The sequence below is a fragment of the Aureibaculum flavum genome (assembly GCF_016406085.1).
In the GTDB taxonomy this organism is placed as follows: domain Bacteria; phylum Bacteroidota; class Bacteroidia; order Flavobacteriales; family Flavobacteriaceae; genus Aureibaculum; species Aureibaculum flavum.
This window is the reverse complement of record NZ_JAEHFJ010000006.1, coordinates 220,198-238,736: the sequence shown is the minus strand read 5'-3', so window position 1 is coordinate 238,736 and position 18,539 is coordinate 220,198. Positions and strand designations below refer to the sequence as shown.

Genomic DNA, 18,539 nt, shown 5'->3' with positions numbered 1-18,539 from the left:
GTTTGTGTGTTTCCATTTTCTAAGGTAATAGTTAAAATAGAACCCGCTAAGCTAAACTCAGAAATTTCTTGATTATCAGTATTGTCTAAGTAATTACTTAAGTCTACCGTGCCACCATCTTCTAATGTTAAGATGTTGTTATCGATACTTAATTTTTGATCATCAGAATTTGCAGCGGCAATATCAACCGTTTGTGTATTTCCATTTTCTAAGGTAATCGTTAAAATAGAACCTGCTAAGCTAAACTCAGAAATTTCTTGATTGTCTGTATTGTCTAAGTAATTACTTAAGTCTACCGTGCCACCATCTTCTAATGTTAGGATGTTATTAGTGATACTTAATTTTTGATCATCAGAACTAGAACTAGCTATGTCAACTGTTTGTGTGTTTCCATTTTCTAATGTAATGGTAAGTATAGAACCTGCTAAGCTAAACTCAGAAATTTCTTGATTATCTGTATTGTCTAAATAATTATTTAAATCAACAGTACCACCATCTTCCAACGTTAAGATGTTATTAGTGATACTTAATTTTTGATCATCAGAACTTGCAGCGGCAATATCAACCGTTTGTGTGTTTCCATTTTCTAAGGTAATAGTTAAAATAGAACCCGCTAAGCTAAACTCAGAAATTTCTTGATTATCTGTATTGTCTAAATAATTATTTAAATCAACAGTACCACCATCTTCTAATGTTAAGATGTTATTATCAATACTTAATTTTTGATCATCTGAACTTGCAGCAGCAATGTCAACTGTTTGTGTATTTCCATTTTCTAAGGTAATAGTTAAAATAGAACCCGCTAAGCTAAACTCAGAAATTTCTTGATTGTCAGTATTGTCTAAGTAATTACTTAAGTCTATCGTACCACCATCTTCCAATGTTAAGATGTTATTAGTGATACTTAATTTTTGATCATCTGTATTTATAAATTTTGATAAATCTACTGTACCACCATCGACAAGACTTAAGATGTTAGTATTTGAATCAAAACTTAATTGTTGATTATCCGTACCTGTATCACACAAATTGGTCCAGGTTCCCGCGTATTGGAAAATACATTTTTCATCGGTATTATAAACTAATGCTCCATTTAAGGGAGTCATATTGTTCATCTCAATGTTAGAAACTCTGGTTAACACAAAAGCTTTATTTGAGCTTTCTAGCTCTAATAAAGAAAAAGTATCAATAGTGTTGGGATTATCGCCTATTTTGACCTGCCCATATACTGCCGATGAAATTAGAAGGAGGAATAAAAATTTAAATATTTTCATAATGGATTAATTACTTTATTAAAAAAAAATAGTTGTCTCAATGACAAATTATTATACTTGATGATACAACAACGCAATAGGTTTTTATACCTCAAGGATTATTGATCTAAGTTTTTTGGAAAGAATTGGATATTAAATATTTATACTTTTAAACTTAAAAATATAACTTAACGAAGTGTTTTGCGAGTTCTAAGTTGGTTGGTATAAAGATTTTCATCTTTTTTCTAAAACCTTAAAAGATGAAAGACTTTAAAATCAGAAATAATTTCTTTATTAAGTATTGGTACCACAATTTTTTTGTGAAGAATAGATATTTTCATGTTTAGCATTTAATTGTAAATCTAGAACGATGAAAATTCAGTAATAGTATTTACTGTATTACGTTTGTAACGTATGATACTATTTTTGATGCTTCTTTAATAGCTGAGCATATTTTTTCAACCAAAACATTTCTTTTAAAAAAGGAATAAGTGAAGGGTAGGGTATTTTAAAGCTATTATGGTTTTTTATGGCAATCTTGTTAATTATATTCCAATGAATCAAAATTGTTTTTAGTGAAACAAAATAATTGGATTTATCGGTGTCATAAATATGTGTAGGTTCTGCGATAGCACCATTTAGTTCAAGTATTTTAAAGTCCTCAGCTTTTTTTAATTTCTCTAAAGATTGAAATTTTATATCAAAGCGGCCATAGTTAAACCCACTTAAATTTGCAGTTAATTGATCTAAAAACAGCTCTAATTCGTTATCAATTAAATGATTTCCATTAACAAATTGAGTTCCTTTAGAATGATTACCTATAACCGTTAACTTAATAATTTTACCTTTATTAGGAATAGTATTAAGTTTATTTATATGTAAATTCTGAAATAATTTATAATACAAAAAGGCACGATTATCATTTAAAATTAATTGAGATAGGCTATCTACACCATTACCTGTAACCGTAATAAATTTCTTTAAGGTTATAGAGGTAATTTTACCTTTTTTTTCGCCTGGAATTTTATAATAAAATAAGCCACATTCTTCAGAGTAAGCTGCATATTCTTGTAATATAATGTCGATAGATATTACTTTAAGATAATTTTCTAAATCAGTAATACTGTCAATTTTTTTAACCAAAAAACCTCTAAAACCAATATCTGGTTTTGCAATTAAGGGGAAAATTATTTCTGCTTTTTTTAAAGAATCTAAAACAGAACTAAATTCAGTAGTAGGAGAAATGAGTAAGGATTTAGGTATATAAGCTTCAGGTAATAAACCAAGTGTTTTGTATTTAGATTCAGTTCCCATACCTGAATATTTAATGGCTGGATTTACGGCTAAAAAAAATGTAAGACTTCTTGCAAGTATTGCTTTATATAAGAAATAGGGGATTAGGGGAACATAAAAAAAATAGGTGGGCCAATGTTCAGAATGAGATAATTTTGTAAAGAAAATTCTAGCCTTTATCATTCTTATCAAATAAAAATCTTGAAATTTTCATCAAACCATAAGCCGTTGACAAAATTGCAACTAAGCCCAACGCTAACCCTAAAATCAAAAAAATATAATTACCATCTTTTCTCAGAGCTTTAAACCCAATTGTAATTACTACTGGGGCAATAAAAAGAAGCGGAAAAGCTATGCCTAAATATTTTAAAGCACTAAATAAAGTCGGTTTATTCTTTTTCAAGGAGATAATTATTTATGGCATTTCTTACATTACCATATTTTTTAATAAGTGTTTCTGCTATAGGTCTTTCTATATTAAGTTCTTTCATTAACATTTTATGACCTCTATCTACTAATTTATTGTTAGAGAGCTGCATGTCTACCATTTTGTTACCTTTTACTTTTCCTAACTGAATCATAATGGTAGTTGTAATCATGTTTAACACCATCTTTTGAGCAGTACCGGCTTTCATTCGTGAGCTACCTGTAACAAATTCAGGCCCAACAACTACAACAATAGGATATTTTGCAGTTAATGCTAATGGACTCGCATCATTACAAGTAATACAACCCGTAATAATTCCTTTTTCATTACATTTTTCTAGGGCAGAAATAACATAAGGTGTTGTACCTGATGCTGCAATACCTACTACAACGTCTTTATCTGAAATGTTATAGTCTTGTAAGTCTTTCCAGCCTTGCGTTTTAGAATCTTCCGCATTTTCAACTGCTTTTCTAATAGCAATATCGCCACCTGCAATTAAACCAATTACAAGATCAAAAGGAACACCAAAAGTTGGCGGACATTCTGAGGCATCTAAAATACCTAATCGACCACTTGTACCAGCACCAATATAAAACAAACGTCCACCATCCCTCAATTTTGAGACGGCTGGTGTAACTAAATTTTCTATATTCGGAATTGCTTTCTCTACAGCCTCAGCTACTGTTTTATCTTCATTATTTATATTCGTTAATAATTCATTAATATTCATCTTGTCAAGATGATTATAATTAGAGTCTTGTTCGGTGGTTTTAGTAAAGTTCATTTGATTATTATAGTTAGTACTTAAAATTCAAAAGTACACATTATTTTTTATTCAACTTACTGAATTTCGTACGTGAATTCATCTACTTCTGATAATCTGAAATAGCCTAATGGATAATTTTCTTTGTTTGTTGTATTTATACAGTTACCTCTTACAGTTGCTGGTTGGGTTTCAAAAGGCCCTCCACCGCCATCACTAGTCTGTTGTAAAAGTATAAACATAAATTCATAATAGCGTTCAGAAGTACCGTAAGACCTTATTTTAATTTCGTTACCAACATCTAAATCCTCATCAGAAAAGTAGGCAAAGATCTCATTGCCATTGACAAATTCATCTTTAAAAACTTCTAAGGTAGGTAATGTGGGTATATCATTCGAAAATTCAAGAAGATAGTAATTGTCTTCATTTGCAGGATCTTGTGTATAGGCTTTAATTTCATAGTCTTCAGCTAAAAATCCACCCGTTTGGCTTTGCTCAATACGTGTTATGGGACTAACAGACTTTAAGGTTTCTGAGGCAATATAGGTTTCGCTATTATAGACTATGGTTAATTGGTATGTTTCATCAATAACAGGAGTAAATGTATTATTTGTGTAAAACCCTGAATCACTTTCTTCAGTAAATACAAATTCAGTATTTTGTGAATTGGTTATTTTAACTTCAGCATTGTTCGCGGGGGGAATAATAGTATCGAAATAAGGAGCAGAAAGGCTTAATTTTATTAATTGTGAACTACCCGTTGTTCCTTTAAGCCAGTTGATTGAAGCATCAATAATCAATCTTGGTTCTGATTGAGGTAAATCTACATCAATAACATCTTCACAAGACATAAAACCAATCAACACAATAAAAAATAATATTTTTTTCATAATCTTCTTAAAATCTAAAATTATAAGATATAGAAGGAACTATACCGAAAATGGACAATCGCGTGGCTTCATTAACCCCAGTTTCATTATTCGTACTAAAATTTATAGAAGCAGCATTTTTTCTATCATATATATTATATAGACCAAAAACCCATTCGCTTTGCCATCCTTTGTTCTTATTTGGTTTTGGTACATAATTCGCTGAAATATCTAAACGATGATATGTTGGTAATCTATATTCATTTCTAGCCGTAAAGCTAGGAATAGTAACACCATTATATAGATATTGCGAATCAGGGTAGGTAGTAGGCTGCCCCGTTTGAAATATAAAATTAGAGCTAAAAGTCCATTTTTTATTTAACTCATAACTTCCGGTTAAAGAAATGTCATGGGTTTTGTCATACCCTGTTTTATACCAATTGCCATTATTTATTCCAATTTCTGAAGCTGTTCTTCCAGGCGTTTTTTGTTCCGATCGAGATAAGGTATATGCCAACCAGCCTTTAAATTTCCCTTCATTTTTCCTCAATAAAAATTCTAAACCATAAGCTCTAGCTTCCCCATTAAGTATAACTTGCTCAATAGCATTGTTGGCAATTAGATCTGTTCCATCAACATAATCAATTCGGTTTTTAATATCCTTAAAGAAACTTTCTACTTCAACTGAATATTTATCATCATTAATACTTTTAAAGTATCCAATAGCGTATTGATTGAGTAATTGAGGTTTTATGTATTTGCCACTAGGAGCCCAAACATCTAAAGGTGTTGGTGAGCTGGTATTTGATAGTAAATGCAAATATTGACTCATTTTATTATAACTCAACTTTACGGATGATACATCATTTAATTGATAGGCTAATGAAAATCGAGGTTCTAAATTACCAAAAGATTTTATGGTTTCACTTCTTTTTAGCGATTCCGTTCCAACGGGTTCTGCTTTCTCATAGATCTGAAGGGCTTCGTTAAAAATAATGGGATTATCATTTTCATATATATTTAATTCGTCTTGCCCTAAGCGTATAAAAGAACTATACCTCAATCCATATGATAAGGCTAACTTATCCGTTAGTTGATGTTCAGCATCAATATATAGTGCGTTTTCAAAAGCATATTTGTCTATTAACTTAAAACGATTAATACCTGAAGTTGGCGTTGAAGGTTCAATTTCACCAGGATTAAATTTGTAATAAATACTATTTAAACCGTATTCTAATTTAAATGTATTACTCAAATAGTGTTTAAAATCATACTTAACATTAAAATTTTGGATACCTGAATTCCAATTAAATTCTACTAAATTTAGTTTTAATCCATAATAGTAATCTGAATAAATCAATGAAACATTAGAAAATAATTTATCTGAAAATAAATGATTCCACCTAAAGTTTACCACGGTATTTCCATAAGTATTTTGAAAACTATCAGAAATACTAAAAACATCTCGACCAAAATAACCAGATAAATAAATATTATTATTAGGATTTAGTTTATAACTTAATTTGGTATTTAAATCATAAAAATAGGCCACATTGTCAAGATCAAATAAGGGTAGAAATAAATGAGCATATGAACCTCTACCACCTAATAAAAAAGAACCTTTATCCTTTTTTAATGGGCCTTCTAACATTAGCCTACTTGAAACAATTCCTATACCGCCATTCGCATGAAATGTTTTACTGTTACCTTCTTTTTGGTAAATATCTAAAACAGAAGAGACTCTACCACCATATCTAGCAGGTATTCCTCCTTTATATAGTTTTAGATCTTTTATGGCGTCGGGATTAAAAACAGAAAAGAAACCAAATAAATGTGATGAGTTATATATCGTTGCTTCATCTAATAAAATTAAATTTTGATCTGCAGCCCCGCCACGAACATTAAATCCAGATGATCCTTCACCTGCATTAGTTACTCCAGGTAATAATGTAATAGATTTTATAACATCAACCTCACCTAGAACCACGGGCATCTGTTTAATTGTAGCAGAAGTCAGTGCATTAACACTCATTTGCGGTTTTCTGATATTGAGTTTTTCTACATTTTCTTTTATGATAACTTCATCTAATGCTTCTGTCATTTCTTCTAAACTAAAGTTTTTAGAAATATCATTTTCTAAAATGATACTCGTTTGAATATCTTTAAAACCTATATAGCTTATGAGCACATTATACGTTCCTTCTGGTAATGTTATAGAGTAGAACCCATATTCATTTGTAGTGGTGCCAGTTTGTAATTCGGGAAAAACAATTGAGACTCCGATAAGTGTTTCATTACTAGAGTTTTCTGAGATAGTTCCACTCAGCGTGAATTTTTCTTGAGAGAAAAGGTGTGTACCGTAAAATAAAAGAAATAGGAGTGAAGTTAGTTTTAGTTTGCTCAAATTATCAAATTTTAAGGTAAAAATATTAAAAAAAGCCGCTCGAAAGCGGCTTTTAACTTTTATTTAATAGAATTTATACAATTGATTTGGCTTATTAATAATTTTTTATGCCTTAAAATTGAACAAAATTTTATTCATTAAAGATATCGTCTGAAGTTATTTTCTTATCATTTATAAAATCATAAAGCGTTAATTTTCTCAATGTATAATAATCTACCCAAAATTTCTGTAAAGAATTTAAATATTGAACTGCAGCTTTGTCTTTTTCTTCTTGAGCTAAATTTAAATCAGTAATTGATATTTTTCCTAAAATATATCTTTTTTTAGTGATGTCATATCTTTTATTTCCAATTTCTTGAGCCTTCTCAGACGTTAATAAAAACTCTCTTTGGTTAGACCAATTAAGCGTATGCAAATAAATTTCCTGTTCAAAAGCTTGCTTTTCCTGCTCTATATTATTATTGAGCAAGTCTAAATTAGCTTCTGCCATTTTACGCTGAGATTTTGAAACGCCCCAATCAAAAATGGGTAGCCCAACAGATAAAGAAAAATACTGTTGTTTATTGTAATTTTGATACAGCTCATCGAAAACATCACCTTGTTGAGAAATTCCAAAATTAGCATTTAAACCAAGCGTTAATTTGTTACTACCTTTAACTCGTGCTAATTCCTTTTCAGACTCTAAGCGTCTTCTTCTAAATTCTATTACAGCTTTTCTATTATTTTGAGCTTCTGCCATTGCTTTTTCAACATCGACAGTAAAAAGCGATAATTTACTCGGTATTTCTAATTGAATAGTTTCAGAATCTAGCTCTAAATAACGGGCAAAATCTTGCGATGCCTTTTTTAAGGAAATAGAAACCGTTGTAAGTTTGTTTTTTGAGTTTAAAAGGGCGAGTTCCATTTGTAATAGGTCATTTTCTGCAATTTTACCCATTCTAAATCTGCCTTTTGCAATTTGGAACAAGGTGTCTTGGTTCGATAAGTTTTTTTCTGCAATGTCTAACTGTGTTTGAGCATTGAGAAGGGCAAAATAACGACTACAGGTATTTAAAGAAATTTGCTCCATATTTTCAACAAAATCTCGCTTCGATTCCTCATAAATAAGAGGTTCAATTTTTTTATTCCATTTAAAGGGATTATAAAATATTGAACTTTGAAAGTAACTTAAGGAAAACGGTACTACTGAATAACCTGTATTTTCATTATTTCCATAAATATCAACTCTTTCTAAACTAGAACCAACAGATAAAGTACCTCCTGTAAAAGGAATGTTTTGAGATAAAGATAAATTACCTTCTATTCTAGATTGGTTTTGATTTACAAATATATCTTCCCCTTGATCATTAGTTAATCTTCTTGTATAATTTGAGAATTCAGGTAGGGTGGCACTTAATTCTAATTGAGGTAAAAAACTAGCTCTGTAATTTTTAAATCGCCAATAACTAGCTTGATTTTTATTTAAGTTCGTTTTATAGTCCGGAGATTTTTGCCTTGCAATTTTTATGGCTTCGTTTAACGTTATAGTTTTAGATTGACCAAAAGTTATACATGGGAAGATAACTAAAAGTAAGATTAATATTTTTTTCATTTGAATAAAATTTAGCCAACCCTTTGGTCTTATTTAATGATGGTTGTTATAATTGTTTATTTCATATAGCTAGCTCTTTCCATAATAAATGATAAATACGAATGGCAAAGTGTATTTATTCAAGGAGCTTATTCATCTCTAATGGCTTCAATGGGTCTCTTGTTAGCAGCTGCTCTTGCTGGTGCAATTCCAAAGACAATACCAATAATTATTGCTACAAAAAATGATAATATTATTGAATTAATTGATAATATGGTTTCAATACCAGTGGCAAATTGTATTACATATGCACCAATAATTCCTACAATAATTCCTATGATTCCACCACCTATGCTAATAAGTACAGATTCTGATAAAAATTGTAAAATCACGTCTTCTTGAGTTGCCCCGATCGCTCTTATAATACCAATTTCTTTGGTTCTTTCTAACACCGAGGCCAACATAATATTCATAATTCCAATACCTCCAATTAACAGAGAAATACCAGCAATTATACTTAATACCACATTAAAAATTTGTTTCGTTTTTTGTTGCTGTTTTAGAAGTTGTATTGGGATGGTAATTTCAAAATCCAATACATCATTATGCCTCCGTTTAATCATTCTGCTTAAAACATCTGCTGTAGCTTGCAGTTCATTTGTGTTGTTTACTTGAACTGTTAATTTATCAATTTGATGATAATTTCCTCTAGGAATCCTTTTCTTAGGGCCAGTATTTTGATTTTCAAAATTGCTAATGTCTATATTGTCAGTAATAATTTTTCGATCTCTATATCTAACTAAAAATGTTTTTAAGGGTATATACACATCTTGATTTAAGTCTCTAATGCCTAAATTTTCTTGAGCTTTTTCTGAAATTAATTTATCCTCAATAATTCCTACGACTTGGAGCCAAACATTTTTTACCTTTATACTTTTTCCGAGTGCACTTTCTCCGGTAAATAATTTTTTCTCTACTTTTTTACCAATTATACAGACAGAAAGGGCATTTGAAGTTTGATATTCTGAGAAGTTAGATCCAGTTTCAATATTAATGTTTGAAGCTTTGAAAAAAAGAGGGCTAACTCCTATAAGTTTCACCGAATTTTGTTTGCCATTATTAATTACATAGGTGTCTAAAATAATTTCTGGACTCACTAATTTTACCGAAGGAATGTTTTTCTGTATACTAAGGGCGTCTAAAATGTCTAGACCTTTAGAAAATCTTTTGGGTTCGCTATTTTCACCATCCTCTTCATATTCATCACTATTATTCGAATCTTCATTGTCTGGCAACGGTGTAATAACAACATTATTTACGCCCACTAACTCCAATTGGGCTAAGATTTCTTTTTCAGCACCATTGCCAATAGCTAACATCGCTATGACTGCAGCAACACCAAAAATGATACCTAATGCAGTTAAAAAAGTTCTTACTTTGTTTGTGATAATTACGCGATAGGCTTCACTAAAGTTAGCTTTTAATTTTTCTATGAAGATTTTATCTACCATACTATTTTTTCAATAGCGTTATAGAATTATCATCTGAATTTTCTGGCTTGTTTAAATAAACAACATCATTTTCTTCTAGCCCATTAGTTATAATAACCATTTCATTATTAGCTAACCCAAGTTCAACTTGCTTTTTGTTGATAGAATATCCTGATTTTACAAAAGTATAACTAATAGAATCTTTAGAGAAAATGGCCTCAAGGGGCACCATAAGTACATCTTCTTCTTGATGCGTTAGAATGCGATTAGAAGTTGTCATACCGGGCCTAATATTTTTGTTTATCTCATTCAATTTTATTAAAACTTGAAATAATTTAATATCTGAACCTCTTTTGTTTTCACCTACATTAGCAACATCAGTTACAATACCATCCAATTCTATATCTGGAAAAGCATCAAAGCCAATTTTTACTACTAAATCTTTTTTTATTTTTCTAATATCGACCTCATTACTATATGTTTTGGATTCCATTTTTGTCAAATCTGGTAAACTAGCAATAGCAGGTTCCCAAGGAGAAATGGTAGAACCAACTTTCTTTTTTGTTCCATTCCAATCCTTTACATAAGTAACCATCCCTTCATCTTCAGAATAAATAGTAAATTCCTTTTGTAGACTGTTTAATTCTTCAATTTTCTTTTTGATTTTAGAAACTTCAGTGCCAACTTCAATCATTTTGGCATTAGCTTGTCGTTTTTTGATCGAGTAATCTTCTGTTTTTTCCCTTAAATCTCTATCAAGTTTTTCAAGTTTTATCTCCAATTGCCTTATAATTGAAGGAGCCTCATAAATAGATTGCTTAGCTTCCAATTTAGCTTCTTCAATTTCAAATTGTAAATCTTTTATTCCGTTTCTTTCTTGTTTTAATGAAAGGGTAGTGTCCAGCTGCTGTTGTGTATATTTAGATTGTGCATTTTCTAAATTTAATAAGGCATCGTTAATTTTTCCATTAACTTCAGAAGCATCAAGTTTACCTATATATCCACCTTTTTTTACGACAGTACCTTCAGCTACCAAATCTTGTATTTTTAGCTGATAGATATTATGTCGTCTGGCATTTATAGGACCATTTATATCTTTCGAACTCGTAGATTGAGCCTCACCAGATATAATTACTTCGTTTTTAAAAGTTCCTTTTTGTACTTTAGCAGTGAGCGATACATTTTCGTCATTTTCTTTTTTGTAAAAGAAGTAAGCTATTATTAAAATTAAAATAATGCCACCTGCAAGAGCAAGTTTTTTTTTATTCATAATTTATGTGTTTAACATAACCAAATTACAAAAAAAAAAATTAACGAAAATATATTTTACTCTATCTTACTAAATATTTTCAATAATTAGATTAAACTTCTCATCAGGTCTCATAGCTTCAGTTACTAAAGATTCCTTCGGAGCGTAATACCCATCTATGTTTACAGGTACACCTTGTATTTCATTTAAATGATTTACAATTTCACTCTCATTAGACTTTAATTCTTCTGCAACAGGCTTAAAATGATGCTGTAATTCAGTGTCTTTAGTTTGAGAAGCAAGAGCTTCTGCCCAATATAGAGTCAAGTAAAATTGACTACCTCGGTTATCTAGTTCACCTACTTTACGTGAAGGGTTCTTACTAGTTTCCAATAACTTATCGGTGGCGTCATCTAATGTTTCTGCTAAAACTTTAGCTTTTTCATTATTATTTACATTACCATAATAATCTAAGGATACTGCTAATGCTAAGAATTCACCTAAAGAATCCCATCTTAAATGGTTTTCTTCTAAAAATTGTTGTACGTGTTTTGGAGCTGAACCACCCGCACCCGTTTCAAATAAACCACCACCATTCATTAATGGAACAATAGATAGCATTTTCGCACTGGTACCTACTTCTAAAATAGGAAAGAGATCCGTTAAATAATCCCGGAGCACGTTACCACTTACAGAAATAGTATCCTCTCCATTTTTTAATCTTTTTAGCGTATATAACGTTGCCTCAACTGGCGAAAGAATTTTAATTTCTAGTCCTGAAGTATCGTGGTTCGGTAAATATTGATTTACTTTTTTAATTAATTCAGCATCGTGAGCTCTATTTTTATCCAACCAAAATACAGTTGGTATTTGTGTTGCTTTTGCTCTATCAACGGCAAGTTTGATCCAGTTTTGAATTGGAGCGTCTTTCGCTTGACACATACGCCAAATATCACCCTGTTCTACATTATGTTCCAATAAAACGTTACCGTTTGTATCTATAACTTGAACTTTACCGTCACTTTTTATTTCAAAAGTTTTGTCATGAGAACCATATTCTTCAGCTTTTTGAGCCATTAGTCCCACGTTTGGTACGGTACCCATAGTTGTTGGGTCAAATGCACCATTTTCTTTACAGAAGTCTATGGTAGCTTCATAAATACCTGCATATGAACTATCAGGAATTACAGCTTTCGTATCTTGTTGTTTTCCTTCAGCATTCCACATTTGTCCAGAAGTTCTGATCATTGCTGGCATTGATGCATCAATGATCACGTCACTAGGAACATTTAAGTTTGTAATACCTTTGGCAGAATTAACCATTGCCAATGCGGGTCCGTTTTTTAAATCAGCTTCAATATCGGCCTCAATTTCTTTTCGTGTAGCTTCTGGTAATTCATCTAATTGAGATAGTAAATTTCCAAATCCATTATTAACATCAACTCCAATTTTATCTAAAACAGCAGCATGTTTCTCAAAAACATTTTTAAAGAAAACACGAACAGCATGGCCAAAAATAATAGGATCAGAGACTTTCATCATTGTTGCCTTCATGTGTAAAGAAAATAACACACCTTTTTCTTTAGCATCTATAACCTGTTCTTCTAAAAATTGAATCAATGCCTTTTTACTCATTATTGTAGCATCAATAATTTCACCTTTTAGTAATTCTAAATTTTCTTTTAGAGCGGTTGTTTTACCTTGATTGTCTGTGTGTATTATTTTTATTGATGTTGCCGCTGGAAGCGTAACTGATTTTTCATTATGGAAAAAATCACCATGAGTCATGGTTGCAACGTGTGTTTTTGAACTAGATGACCAAGCCCCCATTGAATGTGGATTTCTTTTGGCGTAATTTTTCACCGCTTTAGGAGCTCTTCTGTCAGAGTTTCCTTCACGTAATACTGGATTTACAGCACTACCTTTAATTTTTTCATATCTACTTTTGATACTCTTTTCTTCATCATTCTTCGGCTCATCCGGATAATCGGGTAGGGCATAACCCTTAGATTGTAATTCTTCAATTGCCGCCTTTAATTGTGGAATAGAAGCACTTACATTGGGTAATTTAATAATGTTTGCTTCAGGTTTATTAACTAATATTGCTAATTCAGCCAATGCATCAACAACTTTTTGATCCTCTCTTAAAAAATCAGAAAAAGCTGCCAATATTCTTGCAGCTAAAGAAATGTCTTTGGGTTCAATTGTAATACCAGAAGATTTAGTAAATGCTTGTACTATTGGTAAGAAAGAAGCCGTTGCTAATGCAGGAGCTTCGTCTGTTTTTGTATAGATAATAGGTGCTGATTTTGACATGTACTCTTTTATATTAATTAATTTTTTTTGATTTAGCGAAAGCAAATCTACACATAAAAGCATAAAATTCTATAAGATTTAAGAATTTGTTAGCATTTTACTTCAATTTCTTTATATGCAAAAAGCACCTTAAATAAAAAGGTGCTTTTAGTTGATGCTCTTTTATTAATATTATCTATCGTGTGCTAAACACCATGCTAACATAAAGTTTAAGAACAATACATCTTGAATCTAAAACTCATAGTATTTTCAAAATAAAAACAAAAAGGGGTAAATTATTATTTTGAATTTAGATTCAAGTGGTTAAAAGTACACTTAAAAGCCTTTAATTGTGTGAATTGTGTAATGTAATTTGTTAACTTGATATGAACAACAGTTATAAACAAATGTTAATAACAGATGTCTAAGAATTTTTTAAATTTACTCTTTATTAAATCAATTTTTAATGATCTCCTGCACCATCAAAATTAATTTCAGAGATACACAAATCCTCATATTTTTTTCCAGGATAGATTTCCATAATTTTAAATTCGAAAGTTAGATTGGTGTCAGCTAAAAATTTTTGAGCATCAATAGTAAATATTTGAACATTTTTTACATCTTCTAGTTCAAGGTAAGCATAATGTTTACCATTTATACTTAAGGCTATCTTTTTTGCTCTACTATTATTTTTCCAAGTAGATTCTGACTTTTGGTATCCATTATAAATTTGTATTTGATGAATTGATAAGGATTTTGTTTTGCCAAAAACGAAAGTTATGTGCTCACCAATACCTTTGTTTTTATTTGTAGCCCACGTATTAGACAAGTCAAAATCATGGATATTCCAGGCTTTATAGGCATCAGAATCGTCAAGCGTACTGCTGGCGATAACGTTATTTATTAATGCAGCACAATACCAGCTGCAACCAGGAGTATCCGTTGAATTGGGTGGTGTATCCATTTCGTGCAACTCTAAATATTCAACATCTGATTTCGATATTCTTTCAGGTCCCATTGTTTCATAATCCTTTTGGATTCGATTTAATTTGGTTTGAATCTTCTGATAAGCTTTTATACCGCTTTCAGAGATATCATGACTTTTACCTAATTTGGGTGTAATTATTTTTTCAGTAGTTAAATTAATATTTTGGGCTATTGCAAAAGAACTAAAACAGGTTATGGTCAATATGGCTAAAAATGATTTTATAGGATACTTCATTTAATATTATGATTCTAGATGGATTATAAGTAACATATAACGTATAAAACTGTCGTGCATTACTTATTGTAAATGATTCAATAAAAATAATCAAGTAATGGTTAAAGATATCGCCTATAAAGAAGTGAATTATAACCACTGAAAACAGGGAGTTAAAATAGGGAGTTTCTTATGCCTTTTTATAATCAACAGAAATTGCAGTAATCAAAGGGGGAGACTTTTATAAAAAAAACTAAAGCCATAACAGAAATAAATTTCAATTATGGCTATTAGCTGAAATCGTTAACTCAAGTTTATGATGACTTGCGAATCATAATGACTATTATTAAATAGTGTACTCAGTTAAAGATTTCATTAAAATACATTTACAATCAGTAAGATGTTACAATTTAAATTGTATCATTATGTCTGTAGTTGTATTTTAAGTTGTTTTAATAACAGTAACAGTTCCAATTATTCATGCTAAACACTTGGTAAAGGTTTTGTTATTAGAAACAATAAAAAGAACGTTCTTTTCAGATTTTCAGTAAACTAGTTTGAGCTATAGTCTGGTACGAATACTAAACGTATATCTAAATCAGATGTTTACTTTAAAATCTTACGTCAAAGATAACTAAGTAGTACAGAATTAAAAATAATGTAGCCTTCTAGTTATTAATAAGTTATGAGTAGTGTTTATTAACATTTGTTAAAAACTTAAGCTCATAGAAAAACCCCATTTCTTTAAAAGAAATGGGGTTTGATATATTGAACACTAATTGTTTAGCGTTGTACTTCTTTAATTCTAGCTTTTTTACCAGTAAGTTTTCTAAAGTAGAAAATTCTAGCTCTTCTTACAGCACCTTTTTTGTTTATTTCAATTTTTTGAATTGCAGGTAAGTTAATAGGGAATATTCTTTCAACACCTACAGTACCAGACATTTTTCTAATTGTAAAAGTTTCAGATAAACCTGAACCTCTACGTTGAATAACTACACCTTTAAAAAATTGCGTACGTTTTTTTTCACCTTCCTTAATTTCATAATACACAGTAATTGTGTCTCCGGCAGCAAACTCAGGAATTTCATTTTTTGCTACAAATTCGTTTTGTACAAATTTTACTAAATCTTCCATTTTTTATATTTTGAGAAAATTTCAAAGATCAACATTCACGATTTTCGTCAGAGGTTGATTTTGAGTGTGCAAATATAATAAATTATTTTTGAAGTGAGTGGTGAAATGTTAAAATTATTTTTCACTCTTTTTTAATAAGTCAGGCCGTATGTTTTTTGTCCTTTCTATAGCTTTTTCTGTTCGCCATTCTTCAATTTTAGGAAAATTACCTGATAGTAAAATTGCTGGTACTTTTAATCCGTTATACTCTGAAGGTCTTGTGTAAACGGGAGGAGCCAACAACCCATCCTGAAATGAATCACTTAAAGCAGAGGTTTCATCACCTAAAACTCCGGGTATTAATCGGATAATACTATCTGATAAAACGGCAGCTGCTAACTCGCCACCACTGAGTACATAATCACCAATTGAAATTTCTTTAGTAACCAATAAGTCGCGTACACGATGGTCTATACCCTTATAATGGCCACATAAAATAATAATATTCTCTTTTAAAGATAACGTATTTGCTGTTTGTTGATTTAACATTTCTGCATCTGGCGTCATATAAATTACTTCATCGTAATTCCGCTCTAATTTCAACTTTGAAATGCATTTATCAATGGGTTCAATCATCATCACCATACCAGATTCTCCGCCGTAAGGTGAATCATCTATTTTTCCATATTTATTAACGGCATAATCTCTTAAATTATGAAAATGAATTTCCACCAATTCTTTATCAATGGCTCTTTTGATTATTGAATGCTCAAAAGGGCTTTTAATAAGGTCAGGTGAAACAGTAATTATATCTATTCTCATATTGTTTTAGGTGCATTTTATATTGACTTTCGTTTGTTATTTATGATTAACAAACGAAAGTCAATTAGAACTAATAAAGCTCTTTATAGTATTGTGTTGCCATACGCTTACTTCCAAATTCAGGAAGTACATCATCAATGCCATTGAATACAATTTCTTGCCATTTTTTTGGAGAATCATAGTAAGTAGGTAAGACTTTATTTTCTAAAATATCATAAAGGCTTTCACTATCTAATCTATCTTGATCCCAAGAAGGTAAATTATGATCTACTTCAGGAAAAACAAAACAGTTTTTGCCATCTTTTACAAATTCGGGTATCCACCCGTCATTTGTAGATACATTTACAGATCCATTCATCGCAGCTGTCATTCCACTGGTACCAGAAGCTTCTCTCGTAATTCTTGGTGTATTTAACCAAATGTTGGAACCTTCTTTTAGTTTTTTTGATAATTCAATTTCATAACCTGTAAGTACGGTAATATTCTTTCTAGGTTTTGAGTAGTTCACTAAATAATTAAAACTATCAATAGCTCCATAATCAAAAGGATAAGGTTTGCCTGCCCAAATAATTTGTACAGGATATTTTTCATTTGAAATAAGTCTTTCAAAACGTTCAATATCAAAAAGTAATAAGTCAGCTCTTTTGTAGCCTGCAAAACGACGTGCCCAAACTATTGTTAAAATAGTTGGATCAAATTGTTTACCTGTTTGCATATAAACTTCGGAAAATAAATCTGATTTTAATTCCGTTTTTCTTTTGGTAAATGCCTTCTCGTTTTTAGTTTTAGCAGCTTTCTTTATTTTCTCATCTTGCCAAAATTTCTGATTTTGAGCATTGGTTATTGGTATAATTTTACTGACACCTTTAAAGTCTTTCCACATTTCTTGAGAAACCTTAGCATGCAATTTAGAAACTGCGTTTGATTTTTTCGCCATTCTTAAGGCTGACATAGTATAATTAATCATTCCTCCATTTACAGCTTCTTTTGATAGCTCATCATTAGACAGGTTTCTTCCAAAAAATCCACAACGGTTTAGAAAACGAGCTTCACGTTCCTCGTTTCCTGCTTTTTCTGGAGTGTGCGTAGTAAAAACCATTTGGCTCTTTTTTACACCTTGATCTCTTAAATAATAAAAAGCGGGTAAACCATGGCCTTCATTCAAATGATAGACATCTGCTCCTCCTAAGGCTTCAACAATTTTTGCACCAGCAAGCCCCAAAACGATACTTTGTGATACACGTGTTACTTCATTAGAATCATAAAGATGATTGGTAATAGTTCTAGATAAATGGTCATTACCTTCAACGTCAGTGGTTAACAAATAGATAGGTACAGTACCAAAGATCTCTGGTTTAAGCACCATTGCCCTAACTTTTACTGAAGGGTTATCATGTAGTTTTATTTCTACTTCTAAGCCTGAATCTTCTAAGAAATCGAAATGCTTTTCAGTGAAATCGGCTTTCATGGTTTGATCTTCATTCCTGTTTTGATCATAATAGCCATATTTCCATAACATTCCAATACCGATTTGGTTTTGCTTTAATTCAAAAGCTGAACGCATATGTGAACCGGCTAAAAATCCTAAACCACCTGAATATATGTTTAAGGCTTGGTCAATCCCAAATTCCATACTAAAATAAGCAACCTTTTTACTGAATTTTTTTGCTGGAGTGTAGGGATGATACCACTGATTGTATTTCGAAGACATAATTATTTTAATTTATTTTTGAAGCTACAAAAATAATACAATTTATGACCGAAATTATGTATTTCGAATAAGTTTTTAT

At 30.8% G+C, this 18,539-nt stretch carries 14 protein-coding genes; all 14 read right to left on the bottom strand.

From position 1 onward, the window contains the following. Positions 1–1,274 (bottom strand): phage tail-like protein (locus JBL43_RS13925; protein ID WP_198842016.1); only part of this gene is annotated, 1,274 nt, incomplete at its 3' end. Between the two features lie 399 nt (positions 1,275–1,673). Next, positions 1,674–2,729 carry an ATP-grasp domain-containing protein gene (locus JBL43_RS13920; protein ID WP_198842015.1) on the bottom strand — a complete coding sequence of 352 codons (1,056 nt, stop codon included), beginning with the start codon at positions 2,727–2,729 and terminating at the stop codon, positions 1,674–1,676. Then, the gene (locus JBL43_RS13915) at positions 2,716–2,949 is read right to left on the bottom strand and encodes a DUF6095 family protein (RefSeq protein WP_198842014.1); all 234 of its coding nucleotides are present in this window, start codon (positions 2,947–2,949) and stop codon (positions 2,716–2,718) included. Before JBL43_RS13915 ends, JBL43_RS13920 begins: the two co-directional genes overlap by 14 nt. Continuing rightward, positions 2,936–3,757: an N-acetylmuramic acid 6-phosphate etherase gene (gene murQ, locus JBL43_RS13910; RefSeq protein ID WP_198842013.1), complete on the bottom strand. Its 822-nt coding sequence runs from the start codon at positions 3,755–3,757 to the stop codon at positions 2,936–2,938. Before murQ ends, JBL43_RS13915 begins: the two co-directional genes overlap by 14 nt. A gap of 56 nt (positions 3,758–3,813) precedes the next feature. Further along, positions 3,814–4,626 carry a DUF4249 domain-containing protein gene (locus JBL43_RS13905; protein WP_198842012.1) on the bottom strand — a complete coding sequence of 271 codons (813 nt, stop codon included), beginning with the start codon at positions 4,624–4,626 and terminating at the stop codon, positions 3,814–3,816. Positions 4,627–4,633: 7 nt separating this feature from the next. Next, entirely contained in the window at positions 4,634–7,009 is a 2,376-nt protein-coding gene (locus JBL43_RS13900) for a TonB-dependent receptor (protein WP_198842011.1), read from the bottom strand. A 130-nt stretch (positions 7,010–7,139) separates the two neighbouring features. Continuing rightward, complete coding sequence (locus tag JBL43_RS13895) at positions 7,140–8,600, bottom strand: TolC family protein (RefSeq protein ID WP_198842010.1); 1,461 nt, start codon at positions 8,598–8,600, stop codon at positions 7,140–7,142. 128 nt (positions 8,601–8,728) lie between these two features. Continuing rightward, positions 8,729–10,090: an ABC transporter permease gene (locus tag JBL43_RS13890; RefSeq protein WP_198842009.1), complete on the bottom strand. Its 1,362-nt coding sequence runs from the start codon at positions 10,088–10,090 to the stop codon at positions 8,729–8,731. A 1-nt stretch (position 10,091) separates the two neighbouring features. Further along, a complete protein-coding gene (locus JBL43_RS13885) occupies positions 10,092–11,339 on the bottom strand; it encodes an efflux RND transporter periplasmic adaptor subunit (RefSeq protein ID WP_198842008.1) in 1,248 nt (415 codons plus the stop codon). A gap of 69 nt (positions 11,340–11,408) precedes the next feature. Next, positions 11,409–13,634: an NADP-dependent isocitrate dehydrogenase gene (locus JBL43_RS13880; protein WP_198842007.1), complete on the bottom strand. Its 2,226-nt coding sequence runs from the start codon at positions 13,632–13,634 to the stop codon at positions 11,409–11,411. Between the two features lie 442 nt (positions 13,635–14,076). Then, a complete protein-coding gene (locus JBL43_RS13875; protein ID WP_198842006.1) occupies positions 14,077–14,835 on the bottom strand; it encodes an NADase-type glycan-binding domain-containing protein in 759 nt (252 codons plus the stop codon). Positions 14,836–15,597: 762 nt separating this feature from the next. Further along, positions 15,598–15,948, bottom strand: coding sequence for a 50S ribosomal protein L19 (gene rplS, locus JBL43_RS13870; protein ID WP_117884002.1), 351 nt, complete (start codon positions 15,946–15,948; stop codon positions 15,598–15,600). A 114-nt stretch (positions 15,949–16,062) separates the two neighbouring features. Then, entirely contained in the window at positions 16,063–16,749 is a 687-nt protein-coding gene (gene trmD, locus JBL43_RS13865; protein WP_198842005.1) for a tRNA (guanosine(37)-N1)-methyltransferase TrmD, read from the bottom strand. 70 nt (positions 16,750–16,819) lie between these two features. Then, on the bottom strand, positions 16,820–18,460 hold the full coding sequence (gene glgP / locus JBL43_RS13860; RefSeq protein ID WP_198842004.1) for an alpha-glucan family phosphorylase: 1,641 nt from the start codon (positions 18,458–18,460) through the stop codon (positions 16,820–16,822). Positions 18,461–18,539 lie beyond the last annotated feature (79 nt).

Coding starts and splice junctions, on each gene's coding strand:
- JBL43_RS13920 (WP_198842015.1), bottom strand. CDS start 2,729: ATGATAAAGGCTAGAATTTTCTTTACAAAATTATCTCATTCTGAACAT.
- murQ (WP_198842013.1), bottom strand. CDS start 3,757: ATGAACTTTACTAAAACCACCGAACAAGACTCTAATTATAATCATCTT.
- JBL43_RS13905 (WP_198842012.1), bottom strand. CDS start 4,626: ATGAAAAAAATATTATTTTTTATTGTGTTGATTGGTTTTATGTCTTGT.
- JBL43_RS13895 (WP_198842010.1), bottom strand. CDS start 8,600: ATGAAAAAAATATTAATCTTACTTTTAGTTATCTTCCCATGTATAACT.
- JBL43_RS13890 (WP_198842009.1), bottom strand. CDS start 10,090: ATGGTAGATAAAATCTTCATAGAAAAATTAAAAGCTAACTTTAGTGAA.
- JBL43_RS13885 (WP_198842008.1), bottom strand. CDS start 11,339: ATGAATAAAAAAAAACTTGCTCTTGCAGGTGGCATTATTTTAATTTTA.
- JBL43_RS13880 (WP_198842007.1), bottom strand. CDS start 13,634: ATGTCAAAATCAGCACCTATTATCTATACAAAAACAGACGAAGCTCCT.
- JBL43_RS13875 (WP_198842006.1), bottom strand. CDS start 14,835: ATGAAGTATCCTATAAAATCATTTTTAGCCATATTGACCATAACCTGT.
- rplS (WP_117884002.1), bottom strand. CDS start 15,948: ATGGAAGATTTAGTAAAATTTGTACAAAACGAATTTGTAGCAAAAAAT.
- trmD (WP_198842005.1), bottom strand. CDS start 16,749: ATGAGAATAGATATAATTACTGTTTCACCTGACCTTATTAAAAGCCCT.
- glgP (WP_198842004.1), bottom strand. CDS start 18,460: ATGTCTTCGAAATACAATCAGTGGTATCATCCCTACACTCCAGCAAAA.